The organism is Pseudomonas sp. 2822-15 (assembly GCF_002742515.1).
In the GTDB taxonomy this organism is placed as follows: domain Bacteria; phylum Pseudomonadota; class Gammaproteobacteria; order Pseudomonadales; family Pseudomonadaceae; genus Aquipseudomonas; species Aquipseudomonas salomonii.
Genome location: NZ_LJRY01000199.1, coordinates 34,642 through 50,757, shown reverse-complemented (window position 1 = coordinate 50,757; position 16,116 = coordinate 34,642). Strand labels below are relative to the sequence as shown.

Sequence of the window (16,116 nt, the reverse complement as noted above, 5' to 3'; positions counted from 1 at the left end):
GTTCGAAGGAACGTCCATGCACAAGAAACACCTGGCACTCGCCCTGTTGGTCACGCTGGCCTGGGGGCTGAATTTTCCCATCACCAAACTGGGCCTGCGGGCCATCGACCCGTTTGTACTCACCGGCCTGCGCTTTGCCCTCGCCGCCTTGCCGTGGGTGTTCTTCATCAAGCGCCCGGCCGTGCCATTCGGTTATGTGGCGGCCTATGGCGTGATCTTCGGCTTGGGCATGTGGGGTGTGATCAACTATGGCATCCAGCTTGGGGTGAGCCCGGGGATTGCCTCCTTGCTCATCCAGCTAAGCGTGTTTTTCACCCTGGGTTGGGGCTGTGTGTTGTTCAAGGAGAACATTCGCGGCGCGCAGTGGGCCGGGGCTTTTTTGGCCTTGATTGGATTACCCGGGATCATCGCCAACCAGCAAGGCGAACACGCCGTGCTCGGCGTGCTGATGATTGTGTTCAGCGCACTGGCGTGGAGCATCGGCAACGTCATCATCAAGACGTCCGGGGTTAAGGAAATCTTTTCTTTCATGGTGTGGGCCAGCCTGTTCCCACCAATCCCGCTGTTGCTGATGGCCTGGTGGGTGCACGGCGACGCGGCGTTTGTAAGCCTGCCCGCCAACCTCGACCTCACGGCCGTGTGGTCGCTGCTGTTTCAGGTGTATCTGGCCACGCACTTTGCCTACTGGGGCTGGAACACGTTACTCAAGGCGTACCCGGTGTCCACGGTCGCGCCGCTGTCGCTGCTGATTCCGGTGTTCGGCGTTGCCAGTTCGATGTTGATACTGGGCGAGCGCGTTAGCACCGCGAATCTGGTCTTTATCGCAGTGATTATCAGCGGCCTGGCAGTCGGGCTTTATCGCAAACCGATTGTGCATACCGTTAGATAGTCATGGCAAAAACTCGGGGTTTTGTTCGTGTATTCGCTCTATTAGCATCCGTCGGGTCCTGTATTCAACCGAGGAAATACCATGAGCACGCCCGAATTTTTTGTCACCCCAGGCTATGGCGATACCCTGCGCGAACACCTGCACTACTCCCAAGCAGTGAAAATCGGTAACCGCGTAGAAACGTCAGGCCAGGGCGGCTGGGACGATGAGTTGCACATCCCCGCCGACCTCAGTGCAGAAATCGCCCAGGCCTTTCACAACCTGGAGCGCACCCTGGCCACCGCCGGCGCGGGTTGGGAGCATGTGATTCACATAAACTCCTACCACGTCGGTGGGTTTGCACCTGAGGTCAACGAAGCGATGGTGCGGCAATACCGGCGCTACATGCCCAACCATGCACCGATCTGGACCCAAGTCGGCGTCGAGTCCCTGGGACTGCCAACCATGCGTGTGGAGATACGCGTGACCGCGATTATTCCCTGACCCCAAACCTGCGGATCACCCACTCGGTAAACACCTTGAGCCGCGCACTCTGATGGCGGTTGGGTGGGTAGAGAATATGCAAGGGCGTGGCCGGGCGTGACCAGCCCGGCAGCACCTCAACCAATTGGCCGGTGTCGAGGTAGTACTGCACGATCGACTTGAAGTGCTGCCCCACACCCAGGCCCGCGAGCAGCATTTCCTTAAGGCCGTTGCCTTCGTTAGTCGAAAAGGCGCAGTCGTTTACCTCGATACGTTGCTGGCCCCGCTCAAAAATCAGCGGCTCCGGCTTGCCCGACCCGGCAAAAAAATAGCCGGCCTTGAGGTGGTTGTTTACAAGGTCTTCGGGCGAATCCGGCAAACCCCGGCGCGCCAAGTAACTGGGTGCCGCACAGGTCAGGTATTCAAGGTCCGCTACCTTGCGCCCGATCATCGCCATGTCTTCCAGTTTGCCAGCACGAATCACGCAATCGGCGCCCTCCCCGACGATATTCACCGCACGGTCGCTGATGCCCAAGGCGATGGTGATATCGGGGTACTCGCGATGAAAGTCCACCAGCGCCGGAATCAGCAGGCAGTTGGCAAACGAGGCCGGTGCATCCACGCGCAGGTGCCCGCCGGGCCTTAGGATCTGCCCGCGTGCGGCGCTGTCCACTTCATCCAGCTCAGCCACCAGCCGTCGCGCATGGCGGTAATACTCCAGCCCTTCAAGCGTGGGCGCCAGGGCGCGGGTGGTTCGGTGCATCAGTTGGGTGCCCAGGTGTCTTTCCAGGTCAGTGATGAGTTTGCTGACGGTGGAGCGTGGCAGCGCCAACTGGTCGGATGCGCGGCTGAATGAACCGGTATCGACAACACGGACAAAGGCGCGCATGGCCAGGAGCTGATTCATCGGGGTGGTCCATTGTGACTTAGTGAGCGAAGTTGTCGATCTTGACCTGGCCATCCGGGAACGTCGCGATGATTTCCAGCTCGCCGCCCATCGCCCGGATGTAGTCACGCAGCGTGCTGATGTACATGTCGGTGCGCCGCTCCATCTTGGAAACCGCCGCCTGATTGATATTCAACGCCTTGGCCAGGCTTTCCTGGCTCAACTGTTGGGCTTTACGCAGCTCATGCAAAGGCATTTCCTGGAGGTGCTGGCGGAACAGTTGCTCGGCCTCCGCACGCGACTCAGGGGTCATGCGCGCTTGAAGTTCAGCGAATTTTTTAGCCATGTTTACGGGCCTCTTTACGCAATGTTTGCAAATGGATGTCGTACACATTTTCGGCCAAGGGCACATGCACCTCGTACCACCTGGGGTGTGCGGCTTTATCGCCGCCGATCAGCAGGACGGCGCAGCGCCTGGGATCAAATGCATACAGCACTCGATAAGGCCGGCCGGCATGCTTGACCCGCAGTTCCCGCAGGTTGCCATGCCGGGAACCCTTGATATCACTGGTGTGGGGGAAGCCCAGCCCAGGCCCGAAAAGCCCCAGCAGATCGACGCTGGCAGATACAGAGACTTGCTCCTTTGCGCCCAGCTCATCCCACCACTCTGCGAATTCATCCGTGTATTCAATGTCCCAGCCCATGCGAATATGCCATCTAAGGAATATAAACTCAAGGGCATACTTTAGATTCAGAAAAGGCTGTATTGCCAGCCGGGTTCCAGTCGAAATTGTTTGTACATCCTTCTGACCAGACGCCGGGCAACAACCCCGCCACCTGCGCAAAAAATCGAATAGGGTTAAGAAATTTTTCCCCCAAAAAAAACCGCCCTTTCGGGCGGTTAAAAGTACTCGGCTTTGATCAGAAACCGAGGGAGAAGCTGATCGTCATCGCATGGTCCTTATCGTTGCGCGACAGTTGGCCGGAATAGCCCAGGCCCAACTTGCCGTTCTGACTGATCTGGTAGTCCAGGCCTGCTTCCACCACCGCGCTGTCCTTGGCGATCGGCACACCTTGGGTGCTGAACGATGCTCCACCGTTGATAAAGCTCAGGTCGGCATCCGGCTGGGTGTCGCCAAAGGCATGACGCCAGCCGATGCTGCCCCGTGGGGTGATTTTCGAGCCGTTGCCCAGGGTGATGGTCTGGCCGAGGCGCACGCCCAGGGTCGAAAAGGTCACGTCCTGATCGGCATCGCCGCGCAGGGCTGCCGAACCGCCTTTCTCCTTGACGGTGTCGCTGTCGTAGTTGACGTAGGCCAGGCCGGCGAACGGTTCTACCACCACTTTGCCGGTTTCAATGGTGTAGCCCACTTCACCGAACACTTGTGCGCTGCGCGCCTTGTAGTCGGCTTTGAGGCGTTGCCCCACGCCGCCTACGGCCACATCGCGTTTGCTTTCGATGTCGTGCCAGCTGTATGCCACGCCCAGGCGAGCGGCGAAGGCTTCCTGCTGGTACGCGGTGTAGGCCATCAAGTGGTAGCTGTCGACGTCGGCGCTGGAGCTGCGACGCTTGGCGTCCAGGTCGCTGCGGGTGTAGCCGGCGGCCACACCGACGCGCCAGGCGTCATCCACTTGTTTGTCGGTGCCGAGCAGGAAGCCGCCGAGGTTGCGGTCCAGCTTGGCGGTGTTGCTGTCGCCGCCCATGTGGCCCCAGGTGCCCAACACACGCATCCAGCCGACCATTTCGCCGTGGCAACCGGCGCTGCTCAGGCGGTTTTCGCTGGGCGCGAGGCTGTTGCGTGGGTCATCTTCGCGGTAGCAGCCGGGCTGACGCAGGCGCTCGTTGACCGCGTCACGCACGTAACGCGAATCTTCGAGCATGGCGCTGGCGGTGCTGGCATGAATCTCCCCGGACAAGCTGTCGAAGGCGGCGCGCGCCCCGGCAACATTGGAGTTGAGCAGCGCGTTCTGCACCGTTGCGCCACCCACCGCGGCACCGCTGTCTAACGCGGCGGCCACGCCACGTTGGTTACCGGTAGCAGCCACGCTGGCGTAGCTGACGTTGTTGCGGCTGACCGCCAGCGCCACTTGAGTCGGGCTGTAGTTCAACGCGGTATTGAGGAACGCCAGGTTCTCCAGGTTGGTGGTGCCGAAGGTGCCGTTCACCGCACCCGCCGTGAGCAGCGTGTAGGTGGCCGGGCCGGCGTACGGCGCCAGGTTGACCACATTCAAGGTGCCGCCCAGGTTCGCCGTACCGCCGACGGCCAGGGAGCCGGTCGACGATGGGGTGATGAGCAGGTTCAACGCGCCGGTGTTGCCATTAGTGAAGTTACCAGCCACCGTCAGCTTGCCGTTATCCGGTGTGACGCTGCCGTTGTTGACCAACGCACCGACGCTGCCGTTGCCGGTCAAGCCTGCACCGTTGGCGACGCTCACCTGCCCACCGAACACCGCGCCTGGGTTGGCCGCGTTGCCGACTTGCAGCACGCCTTCGTCCACGGCCACGGTGCCGCTGAACGGCTGGTTGCCCGTGAGCAACAACGCCCCTGCGCCTTGTTTGGTAATGTTGCCGGTTCCGCTCAACACGCCATTAAAGGTGCCGCTAGTGCGTTGGACAAACAGCAGCCGCGCGTTGTTGAAGATGCGGCCTTGCAAGCTCAGCGCGTTACCGGCCAGCGTACCGCCACTGACGGTGGTGCCGCCGGTGTAGGTGTTGGCGCCGGTCAACAGCAAGGTGCCGGCGTCAAGTTTGTTGATCGCCCCGGCACCCACGATTGGCGCGGCCACTTCGGTAGTGACGCCCGAATTGACACGCACCACTGCGGTACCGGTTGGCGACAAGGTCCCACCCGCACCTGCCGTCAACGTGTAGCCGGGGTCAAGGAATTGCAGGCCAGTGAAGCCCTGATTGCCGACCACCGTGACAGTACCGCCCTGCCCGCCGAACACGGCAAACTGGTTGTTCGACACCTGGCCCTGGGTGCCGGTTGGATCGGTCCAGTTGGTGCCTGGGCCCCAGGTGCCGCTGCCGCCGGTGATGGTGCCATCCGGGTTGGTGGTGCCGCCGTTCCAGAACTGGATTTGCCCCGGCGTGGTCTGCACCAGCAGGTTCAGTTGGTTGGCCAGCGACGTTTGCAGGCTCAGGTTGCCCAGGCCGACCGGCAGCGAGCCAAGGGTCAGGCCGTTGTCGGTCAAGGCGCCGCCGTAGCGGAACAGTTGATAAACGCCGAGGCCAAAGCCACCGGCATCGGTGACGTTAAGGGTGCCGTCGAGGGTCAGATTGCCCGCCACATTCACCGCGGTGGTGGATGCGCCAGGCGCGCCGAGGGTGAAGTCAAGGGCGGTACCCGACGATAACGCCAGCGAACCCACCGACAGTGGCGTCGCCGCGCCGGCCTTGAGGGTCGAGCCATCAGCCATTGTCACAGCACCGCCCAGGCTACCGCTGCCACCAAGGGTCGCACCGCTGGCCACCTGCACCGCTGCGCTGTTCAAGCTGCCGTTGACCAGCAAGCTTCCGGCGTTGACGTTGGTGTTGCCGGTGAAGGTGTTGTCGCCGCTCAACAGCAACGCGCCGCTGCCGGTTTTATTCAGCACGCCTGCGCCGGTGAGGTTACCGGTGTAGGTGCCATCGGTACCCTGCTCGAAGGTCAGGGCCGCGTTGTTGGCAATCGCGCCTTGCAAGCTGTTGGTGTCGCCGGTGGTGGTGCCGCCATTAAGGGTGGTGCCGCCGCTGTAGGTGTTGGCGCCTTTGAGGGTCAGGGTTGCCGCGCCTTTTTTCAGCAGGCTGCCATTGCCGCTGAGACTACCGTTAAGCGTCAGCGCATTGCTGCCGCCGATGGCCAGTGAGCCATTAAGTACCGCAGCGTTGCCGAGTGTGACGGCCGCGTTGCTGTCCAGGGTGGTGCCGTCGGCCGCCGTCAGCGCTGCGCTGCCCAGTGCGCTGTTATTGCCGACCACCAGCGTACCGCCATTGAGCGCGGTGCCGCCGGTGTAGGTGTTGGTGCCGTTAAGCACCAAGGTGCCCGTGTCGAGTTTGGCCAGGGTGCCGGCGCCACCGAGGGTGACGTCCAAGGTTGCGGTGGCGTTCGGGTCGACACGGATCGCCGTGTTGCCGGTGCCGCCATTCACCAGGTTGAGCACGCCCGCCGTGCCGGAGGCCAGGTTGTAGCCATCGGTGACGAACTGCAGGCCGGTGAGGTTTTGCGTGCCCTCCACGCTCACGTTACCCGCCGGGCCCTGGAACACTGCGAAGCTGTTGTTCCAGTTCTGGTTGAGGGTGCCATCAAGGTTGGTCCAGTTGGTGGTGCCAGCGCCCCAGGTGCCGTTGCCGCCGTCGATGGCGCCGTTGCCGATCAGGTTGGCGCCGTCCCAGAACTGCACGGTGGTGTTGGGCGCGGTGACCAGCAGGTTGACCTTGTTGCTGATGGCCGTCTGCACTTGCACATCGCCCGGAATCACACTGCCCGGCAAGGTGCCGAGGGCCAGGCCGTTATTGGTGAGTGCGCCACCATAGTTGATGATGTTGTAGACGCCGCTGCCAAAGCCGCCGATATCAGTGACATTGAGGTTACCGCCCAAGGTCAGATCGCCGCCGACATTCAGCAGCCCGCTGCCACCGCCCATCACCGGCACACCGAGGCCGACGTCCAGGTTGGCATTACTGCCCAGCACCAGCGAGCCCACCGACAGTGTACTGCCGGAGGTCAGGCCGATATGCCCGCCATCGGCCACGGTTACCGCGCCCGCCAGCGAGCCGGGGCCGGTCAGCGTCGCGCCGGTATTGACCGCTACCGTGCCGCTGGCCAGTGAGCCGCTGACATTCAAGGTGCCGCCATTCACGTTGGCCGCGCCGCTGATGCCATTGGTGCCGCTCAGGTTGAGCACACCGCTGCCGTTTTTATCCAGGTTACCGGCACCGCTGAGCGTGCCTGCGAAGGTGTTGTCGAGATTACTGCCACCCACCGCCAGCGTGCTGCCGCCCGCCACCTGAATCGCGCCGGTACCGGCCAAGGTATTGAGGCTGGCGTTGCCGCCCAGAATGAGACTGGCACCGCCGCCGACATTGACGCCGGAGGTGTTGCCCAAGGCCGCGTTACCTGCAGTCGTCACACTGCCGCCAAGTACATTGAGAGGGCCGCTGAAGGTGTTATTGCCGCTGAGCAGCAGGTCCGCCGCGCCATTTTTGATCAGTGCCGCATTGCCCGCCAGCACGCCGGCCAGGGTCAAGTTGTTGTTCCCCGCCACATTGAGGTCGGCATTCAGGTTGATGGCGTTGGCCAGTACCAGCGGCACGCTGTTATCCAACGTGCTTGCGCCAGTGACGGTCAAGGCGCCCGAACCCAAGCCTGTGGCATTGCCGACCGTCAGCGTACCGGCCGCAAGCGTGGTGCCGCCGGTGTAGGTGTTGGCGCCATTGAGTACCAGGGTACCGGCGTCCAGCTTGGCCAGGGTGCCGCCGCCGTTGAGGGTGACGCCCAGGGTGGCGGTGGCATTCGGGTCAACGCGCACGGCGGTGTTGCCGCCGGTGCCGTTGAACAAGGTCAAGGCCCCCGCCGTGCCGCCGACCACGTTGTAGCCGTCGTTGACGAATTGCAGGCCGGTAATCGCTTGGGCGCCGTCCACGGTGACGGTACCCGCCGCGCCCTGGAAGACCGCAAAGCTGTTTGGCGCCCAGGCGGTGTTGAACGAACCGTTGACGCCTGTCCAGTTGGTGGCGGCGGTTGTCCAGGTACCGCTGCCGCCCTCGATGCTGCCGTTACCGGTAGTCTGGCTACCGTCCCAGAACCGCACAGTGGTATTGCCGGTGACCAGCAGGTTGATCTGGTTGCCGATCACTGTTTGCAGGTCCAGGTCGCTAGCCGGGATATTCACCGGCAGGCTGCCCAGTTGCAGGCCGTTATTGGTCAGGCCGCCGGTGTAGTCGATCAACCGGTAAATGCCGGGGCCGAAGCCACCGATATCGCTGACATTCAGCGTGCCGTCCAGGGTCAGGTTACCGCCCACATGAATCAGCGCCGTGCCGCCGGTAGACGGGGCGCCGAGCCCGGCATCGAGGTTGGAGTTGGTATTGAGTACCAGCGAGCCGAGCGTCAGGGTGTTGCCCGAGTTGACCGCCAGGTGGCCGCCATCGGCAATATTGACTGCGCCCACCAGGGTGCCGGTGCCGCCGAGGGTGGCGCCATTAGCCACATTCACATTGGTACTGTCCAGCGCGCCGTTGACCAGCAGGCTGCCGGCGTTGACCTGGGTGTCACCGGTCAACACGCTGAGGCCGCCGAGGGTCAAGGCACCGCTGCCGATTTTGTTGAGACCGCCCAACCCGGCGAGTACGCCACCGAACGTGCTGTCGAGGTTATTGCTGCCGACACTCAAGGTGCTGCCGGTGCCGACAACGGCCACGCCGTTGCCGGTGAGTTCACCCAGGCTGGCCGAGCCACCCATGTTCAATTGTGTACCGCTGCCCAGGTTGACCCCGGCGCCTGCGCCCAGCGCGTCGTTACCGAGCGTGCTAAGGCTGCCCGATTGCACGTCGAACAGGCCGGAGAAGGTGTTGTTGCCAGTCAGGGCCAGGTCGCCAGTGCCGGTTTTGATCAGATTGGCGCTCCCCCCCACCCCACCCGCCAGCGTCAGGTTGTTATTCAGGCTGCCCACCGTCAGGTTGGCGTTGACGTTGACCGCATTGGCCAGCACCAGTGGCGTGCCATTGTTTAGGTTGGCCGCGCCGCCCACCGTCAAGGCACCCGTCCCGAGGGCTGTCGCAGTGCCCAGGGTCAAGGTACCCGCATTGAGCGTCGTGCCGCCGCTGTAGGCATTGAGGCCATTGAGGGTCAGGTTGGCCGCGCCATTTTTTGTCAGGCTGCCGGCACCATTGATTGCACCGCCCAAGGTCAGGTCAGCCGTGCCGCCTATACCCAGGTTGCCTGCCAGGTTGATCGCGTTATTGGCAGTGACCGCCGCACTGGCATCCAGTGTCGTGCCGCCAGCCGCATTCAACGCGCCAGCGCCCAAGGCATTGTTGGCGGCCAGGATCAGCCCACCCGCGTTCAAGGCCACAGGCCCGAGGAAAGTGTTACTTGCGCCCAGGGTCAAAGTGGCCGCGCCGTTTTTGATCAGGCCACCAACGCCGCTGATCCCGCCATTAAGAGTCAGCGCGTTGCTGCCCGCGACGTTGGTGTCGCCGTTCAAGAGCAGCGTGTTGCCCAAGGTGATAGCCGCATTGCTGTCCAGTGTCGTCCCGGCCGCCGTGGTCAACAGGCCGCCGCCCAGTGCGGTGTTGCTGCCGACGATAAGCCTGCCGCCATTGAGCAAGGTGCCACCGGTATAGGTGTTGGCGCCGTTGAGCACCAGGGTGCCGGTGTCAAGTTTGTTCAGGGTGCCGGCGCCATCGATATTGACCCCGACGGTCGCGGTTGCGCCCGGATCTACACGCATCGAGACATTGCCACTGCCGCCATTGATGGCCGTCAATTGCCCGCCTGCACCGCTGACCAGGTTGTAGCCGTCGCTGACAAACTGCAGGCCGGTAAAGGCTTGCGGTCCTTGCACGGCGACCGTACCGGCAGCCCCGGTGAACACCGCGAAGCCACTGGCCCAAGGTGAGTTGGTCAGGCCATCGGCGGACGTCCAGTTAGTGCCGCCGGCGGTCCAGGTGCCAGTGCCGCCATCCACCACGCCGTTTGCGACAGCTTGGCTGCCGTCCCAGAAACGGATATTGGGCGCCGCCACCACCAGGTTGACCTGGTTGCCGACCGAGGTTTGTACCAGCAGATCGCCGAGGCCATAACCCACGGGAACACCGGCTACCGTCAGGCCGCCGGTCAGGCCGCCGGTGTAGTTGATCAGGCGATATGTGCCCGCACCAAAACCACCGGCATCGGTGACGTTCAGGTTGCCGGCGAGCGCCACGTTACCGCCGACATTGAGCAAGGAAGTGAGGGATGGCGCACCGAGGGCAACATCCAGGTTGCCACCCGCGACCATGTTCAGTGCACCGGCCGACAAGGTATTGCCGCTGCTCAACGCCAGATGGCCGCCGTTGTTGACATTCAACGCGCCCAGCAGCGAGCCGGTACCGGTCAGCGTACCGCCGTTGTTGACGTTGACCTGGGCACTGGCCAGGGAACCACTGAGGTTCAAGGTGCCTGCATTGATCGCCGTGTTGCCAGTGACGCCATTGATGCCGGTAAGGTTGAGAGTGCCGGTGCCGACCTTGATCAGCCCGCCAGTACCACTCACATCACCATCAAAGGTGCTGGTGGTGTTGACCCCACCGACGGTCAAGGTGTTGGCGCCGCTCAGTTGCACGCCGCCGCTGCCGCTCAAGCCGGCCAGGCTGACGTCGGCGGCCAGGTTGACCCCGGCGCCCGCACTCACGTTCACCCCGGCAGTGCTGCCCAGGGCATTGGCATTGACCAGCGTCAGGCTACCGGAGACCACGTCCACGGCGCCGGTGAAGGTGTTATTGCCGGCCAGGGTCAGGTCGGACAAGCCATTTTTGATCAAATTGCCGGCGCCGCTGACCACGCCGTTCAGGCTCAGGTCGTTGTTGCCGGCGACCGTAAGGTCAGCATTCATCGCAATCGCATTGCCGATGCCAAAGGAAGCGCTGGTGTCCAGGGTCGCCGCGCCGCCGACGGTCAAGGCACCGTTGCCCAGGCCATTGGCGTTGCCCAGGGTCAAGGTCCCGGCATTGAGGGTGGTGCCGCCGCTGAAGGTGTTGTTGCCGTTGAGGGTCAGGTTGGCCAGGCCATTTTTGGTCAGTGGCCCTGCCCCACTGAGCACACCCGCCAGGGTCAGGTTATTGGTACCGCCTAGGGTCAACCCGGCGTTGAGCACAACGTTGTTGCCCAGGCTGAATGCCCCGTTGCTGTCGAGCGTCGACGCGCCGCCAACGGTCAAGTTACCCAGGCCCAGGGCCGCATTGGAGCCCAACGTCAGGGTGCCTGCATTGAGCGTGGTGCCGCCCAGGAAGTTGTTGGGGCCGTTGAGCAGCAGATTGGCGGCGCCGTTTTTAGTCAGGCTGCCGGCGCCATTGATCGTACCGGCCAGCGTCAGGTCGGCGGTGCCGCCGATGCCCAGGTTGCCGGCCAGGTTGACCGCGTTGGCGAGGTTGACTGCGGTGGTTGCACCCAACGACGTCCCCGCCGCCGTATTCAGCGCGCCCGTCCCCAGGGCGGTGTTGGAACTGAGCAACAAGCCGCCGGCATCGAGCGACGTAATGCCGGTGCGGGTGTTGTTACCGGCCAGGGTCAGCAGGCCCGCGCCGGTTTTGGTCAAGCCACCAACGCCGGACATTACACCGCTCAGGGTCAGCGGGTTGGCGTTGACCAGGCTGAGATCGCCGGTCAAGACGACGTTGTTGTTCAGTAATGAGGCGCCGCTGGTGTTCAGGTTGGCAGTGCCCGTCACATTCAGGTTGCCGCTGCCCAGGGCATTGTTATTACCCAGCACCAAAGTGCCGGCGCCCAGGCTGGTGGCGCCGCTGTAGCCGGTGTTGACGCCATTGAGCGTCAGGCTGCCCGCGCCGCTCTGAGTGAGGCCACTGGTGCCGGTAATAGCGCCGTCCAGGCTCAACGAACCTGCTGCATCGGTAATCAGGTTGCCGTTAAGGGTGAGCGCGTTGGCAAGGCTGATCGTACCGGGCGCCTGCAAGGTTGTTGCGGCCGTGACGGTCACAGCGCCGCTGCTCAGCGCCAGGTCATTGCCCAACTGAACCGAACCGCCGGACAGCGTGGTGGCGCCGGTGTAAGTGTTGGCGGTATTGAGGATCAGTTGACCGGTGCCCGCCTTGGTCAAACCGCCGGTGCCCGAGAGCACGCCGCCCAGGGTCAGCCCGGTATTGGCGCCCTGGACGGTCAACCCGCCGGTGCCCAGCGTGAGCAAGTTAGCCAGCGTCAGGTTATTGGCCGTTGCTTCGATAATCCCGCCATTGGCGGTGATTGCCCCAGTACCGAACGTCGCACTGTTATCGAACTGCGAAATGCCGCCATTGAGCGTGGTGCTGCCGCTGACCAATGGTCCCAGCAGCGTCCAGGTGCCGCCATTGATGGTCAGGTTGTTGAAGTTGATATAAGTGGCGCTGGACGCCGTACCGGTGCCGCTGCTACCAACGCCGCCGGGGTTTTTCAGGATCAAGGTGTTACTGCCGTTTGCGCCGCCATCCACCTGGCCGGTGGGGGCAAACGTCAGGTTCACGCCCACCAGGCCGCCGAGGCTCAGGCCGATACCGCCGCCCGAGGACACGCTCGACCCGGTCACCGCCGTAAAGGTGTTGGCGCTGCTTGCTCCCATCGACACGCCGCCGGAAATGATCCCGCTGTTGACGAAGGTGTTACCCAAAGTGGACGCCTCGAAGGCAACCCGGCCGGTGAGCGTGCCACTGTTGGTCATATTGACCTGGCCGCCACCTTGCACGGCGACCACTGGCGTGTCAGAGGCAAACAACGAAAGCCCCAGCAAGGGGTTGGAGCCGAGGGCGCCGGCGTTGGTGAGGGTGGTGGTGCCACCGACGCCATTGGTGACGTTCAGCGCCGCGCCCGCCAATGAAGTCAGGTTGAGCCCCAGCAATGCGCCGGTACCGCGGATTATCCCGGTGGCCGTGTTGGTGATATTCACCGCACTGGCCGCGGTATTGCCCACCAACACACCACCGCTGAGCACGGATACAAGCCCGAGCACCGCCGGGTCGATGGTGCCGGAGTTGTTCAGTGTGGTGTTGTTACCGGTCAGGTTCAACGCAATGCCGCCCAACGTCGCATTGAGCTGCGCGCCCGGGTTGACGTTGACCGTCAGGTTATTCACCGCACTCGAAAAGGTGTTCAGTAACAGCGGTAACGACGGCACCCCCGTGCACGTCACCGTGGCACCTGTCGTGGGGCTTGCGGGCGAGCAGGCCGCCATCGCTGCAGGGCTTGCAAGCCCCATCACCAGCCCCGCTACGCCGAGGCGAATCGCAAGAGAAAGCGCAGAAATACGAGGTGCAACAGCAGTAGCAAGTCTTCTATCCACGCTCAACTCCTTGTGGTTCAAGCCTTTCATCCATGAGTGCGTAGAAGCTCAACGTTATTGGCCCACACGCATCGAATTCGAAATACCTGACCGTGGCGACAACTGATCCAATTTGTCGAAACGGTAGTAGACCTACAGAAAAGTCATTGAATTAAATGGTATTAATACTTTCGTAAGCGCCCCGTAAGAACAGGATTACAGCCAGCATCCATTGACGGTTGCGACATAAATACAAGTTTCTAAATGTAAAAAACGCTCTAATAGCGCCCTGTAGATTCGCTTAAAAGATCTGGGAGATCTCAATGCCCCATGAAGGCAACCTGTTACAAGCAGCCGTGGTGTTCCTGCTCGCCGCTGTGTTGACCGTGCCTTTGGCCAAGCGCCTGCAACTGGGCGCCGTGCTGGGCTATTTGTTTGCCGGCGTGATCATCGGCCCGTCGGTGCTGGGCCTGATAGGCAACCCGCAAAGCGTGGCGCAGTTTTCTGAATTGGGCGTGGTGTTGCTGCTGTTTATCATTGGCCTGGAGCTGTCGCCCAAACGTTTATGGGTGATGCGCAAGGCGGTGTTCGGCGTCGGCCTGGCCCAGGTGGTGCTCACCGGCGTGGTGATGGGCGTGGTGGCGTTGTGGCTGTTTGGCCAACCCTGGAACAGCGCAATCGTGCTGGGCCTGGGCCTGGCGCTGTCCTCCACGGCGTTTGGCCTGCAAAGCCTGGCCGAACGCAAGGAGCTCAACCAGCCCCACGGGCGCCTGGCCTTTGCCATCCTGCTGTTCCAGGACATCGCAGCGATCCCGCTGATTGCCATGGTGCCGCTGCTGGCCGGCAGCGATCACCCGACGACCGAAGCCCAGGGCGTGCAACATGTGCTGCAGATTCTGGGCAGCATCGCCGTGGTGATCATCGGCGGGCGTTACCTGTTGCGCCCGGTGTTTCGCATCGTCGCCAAGACCGGCCTGCGCGAAGTGTCCACCGCCACTGCGCTGCTGGTGGTGATCGGCACCGCCTGGCTGATGGAATTGGTGGGCGTGTCCATGGCCCTCGGTGCCTTCCTCGCCGGGCTGTTGCTGGCCGATTCGGAGTACCGCCACGAACTGGAATCCCAGATCGAGCCGTTCAAGGGCCTGCTGCTGGGCCTGTTTTTTATCAGCGTGGGCATGGGCGCCAACCTCAGCCTGCTGCTCAGCACGCCGCTGATGGTGATCGGCCTGACCCTGCTGCTGATTGGCCTGAAACTGCCGCTGCTGTACGCCGTGGGCCGGTGGGTGGGTGACCTGAACCGCGAAAGCGCTTTGCGCCTCGGTGTGGTACTGGCCGCAGGCGGTGAGTTCGCCTTTGTGGTGTTCAAGATTGGCCGCGACCAGGGCCTGTTCGAGCCGCACCTTTACGATGTGCTGGTGCTGACCATCACCCTGTCCATGGCCGTGACGCCGCTGCTGTTGTTGGTGTGCCCCAAGCTGTTCAAGCCCAAGGCCAAGTCGGTGGAAGTGCCGGAGGAATACCGCACCATCGAAAGTGACGCGCCCCGCGTGGTGATCGCCGGTATGGGCCGTATGGGCCAGATCGTCGCGCGGATCCTGCGCGCGCAGAACATTTCGTTTATTGCCCTCGACACCTCGGTGGAAACCATCGAGCTGACCCGCAGCTTCGGCGGCATGCCGGTGTTTTACGGCGACCCGCAGCGCCCGGAAATCCTGCATGCGGCCAAGGTCGACCAGGCCGAGTTTTTCGTGATCGCCATGGACGACCCGGAGATCAACATCAAGACCGCCGCCCTGGTGCGCAGCCTCTACCCACACATGAAAATCATCGCCCGCGCGCGCAACCGCCAGCACGTTCATCGCCTGGTCGACCTGGACGCCTCGCCGGTACGCGAGACCTTCTACTCCAGCCTGGAAATGAGCCGGCGCACCCTGGTCGGCCTGGGCTTGAGCCAGGCCCAGGCCGACGCGCGCATCGATCGATTCAAAAACCACGACCATCAGCTACTCGCCGCTCAGCACGCGGTGTATGACGACGCGGCCAAAGTACTGCAATCGGCCCAGGAAGCCCGCACGGAACTGGCGCGCCTGTTTGAGATGGACCGACTTGAGGAGGAGTCCGACAAGGTGTGAGCTTACGGATGAACGACATTGCGAAATTTCTGACAGAATACGCCGCAATTTCGTTCATCCTTGGAGCGCTTCATGGCCACTTTCACCAAGACCGTCGTCCTGCTGGCCCTTGCGCTTACCGCCGGTAGCGTGTTCGCCGCCAGCAAGTCCCCTGCCACCCAGACCATCTCGACCTTGGGCGGCAAATTCACCTTTAGCCTGCCCAAGGCGTTCGTCGCTGACACGCTGCCAACCGGCAAGGTCGAGGATGGCACCGCCGACACCCAAGGCACGCTGTACGCCAACGCGACCACGAAAAGTGTGGTGATCGTCGCCGAAACCGTGCGTAACGACGGGGCAAGCATCAAGGACAATGACCCGCAGTTCCTCGATGGCGCCGTGGCGGACTTCGTCAAGGACCAGAGCGCTGCCCTGCCCGACTTCAAGAAGCAAAACGAGAAGAAGCTGACGTTCAAAGGCCTGGGCCTGCGCCAGGTGGACAGCACGGCGACCCAGGGCGGTGGCAAGACGTTGAACTCCACGTTCCTCGGCGGTTCGGGCAACCATCTGCTGGTGATCCAGGCGATTTCGCGGGCCGACGATGTGAAGGGGCATGCCGAGTTGGTGAAGCAGATTACCGGCGGCAAGTAGTACAACGATCGTTCCCACGCTCTGCGTGGGAATGCCTCCTGTGACGCTCCGCGTCACGACCTTCAAAAGCAGACGCGGAGCGTCCAGGGCTGCATTCCCACGCAGAGCGTGGGAACGATCATAACAAC

8 protein-coding genes are annotated in these 16,116 nt (G+C 62.6%); 4 read left to right on the top strand and 4 right to left on the bottom strand.

Features of this window, described 5'->3' with window-relative positions; translation table 11 throughout:
• Window positions 1-16: 16 nt before the first annotated feature.
• Together AOA59_RS19575 and AOA59_RS19570 are read left to right on the top strand one after the other, a co-directional pair.
• Window positions 17-889, top strand: coding sequence for an EamA family transporter (locus AOA59_RS19575; RefSeq protein WP_099488781.1), 873 nt, complete (start codon window positions 17-19; stop codon window positions 887-889).
• Between the two features lie 81 nt (window positions 890-970).
• Window positions 971-1,372, top strand: a complete 402-nt coding sequence (locus AOA59_RS19570; protein ID WP_099488780.1) for a RidA family protein — start codon at window positions 971-973, stop codon at window positions 1,370-1,372.
• On the opposite strand, the gene AOA59_RS19565 is transcribed toward AOA59_RS19570, so the two are convergent.
• From AOA59_RS19565 to AOA59_RS19550, 4 genes are all read right to left on the bottom strand, one after another.
• Window positions 1,362-2,258: a LysR family transcriptional regulator gene (locus tag AOA59_RS19565; RefSeq protein ID WP_099488779.1), complete on the bottom strand. Its 897-nt coding sequence runs from the start codon at window positions 2,256-2,258 to the stop codon at window positions 1,362-1,364. The two genes, AOA59_RS19570 and AOA59_RS19565, sit on opposite strands and share 11 nt — an antisense overlap.
• Window positions 2,259-2,277: 19 nt before the next feature.
• Entirely contained in the window at window positions 2,278-2,583 is a 306-nt protein-coding gene (locus AOA59_RS19560; RefSeq protein WP_065932116.1) for an XRE family transcriptional regulator, read from the bottom strand.
• Window positions 2,576-2,941: a type II toxin-antitoxin system RelE/ParE family toxin gene (locus AOA59_RS19555; RefSeq protein ID WP_099488778.1), complete on the bottom strand. Its 366-nt coding sequence runs from the start codon at window positions 2,939-2,941 to the stop codon at window positions 2,576-2,578. The genes AOA59_RS19560 and AOA59_RS19555 overlap by 8 nt, the downstream gene beginning before the upstream one ends.
• A gap of 217 nt (window positions 2,942-3,158) precedes the next feature.
• Window positions 3,159-13,247: an autotransporter-associated beta strand repeat-containing protein gene (locus AOA59_RS19550; protein WP_099488869.1), complete on the bottom strand. Its 10,089-nt coding sequence runs from the start codon at window positions 13,245-13,247 to the stop codon at window positions 3,159-3,161.
• 302 nt (window positions 13,248-13,549) lie between these two features.
• Between AOA59_RS19550 and AOA59_RS19545 the strand changes: the two genes are divergently transcribed.
• Window positions 13,550-15,358: a monovalent cation:proton antiporter-2 (CPA2) family protein gene (locus AOA59_RS19545; RefSeq protein WP_065932118.1), complete on the top strand. Its 1,809-nt coding sequence runs from the start codon at window positions 13,550-13,552 to the stop codon at window positions 15,356-15,358.
• Window positions 15,359-15,430: 72 nt separating this feature from the next.
• The gene (locus AOA59_RS19540; RefSeq protein ID WP_099488777.1) at window positions 15,431-15,988 is read left to right on the top strand and encodes a hypothetical protein; all 558 of its coding nucleotides are present in this window, start codon (window positions 15,431-15,433) and stop codon (window positions 15,986-15,988) included.
• Window positions 15,989-16,116: the final 128 nt, after the last annotated feature.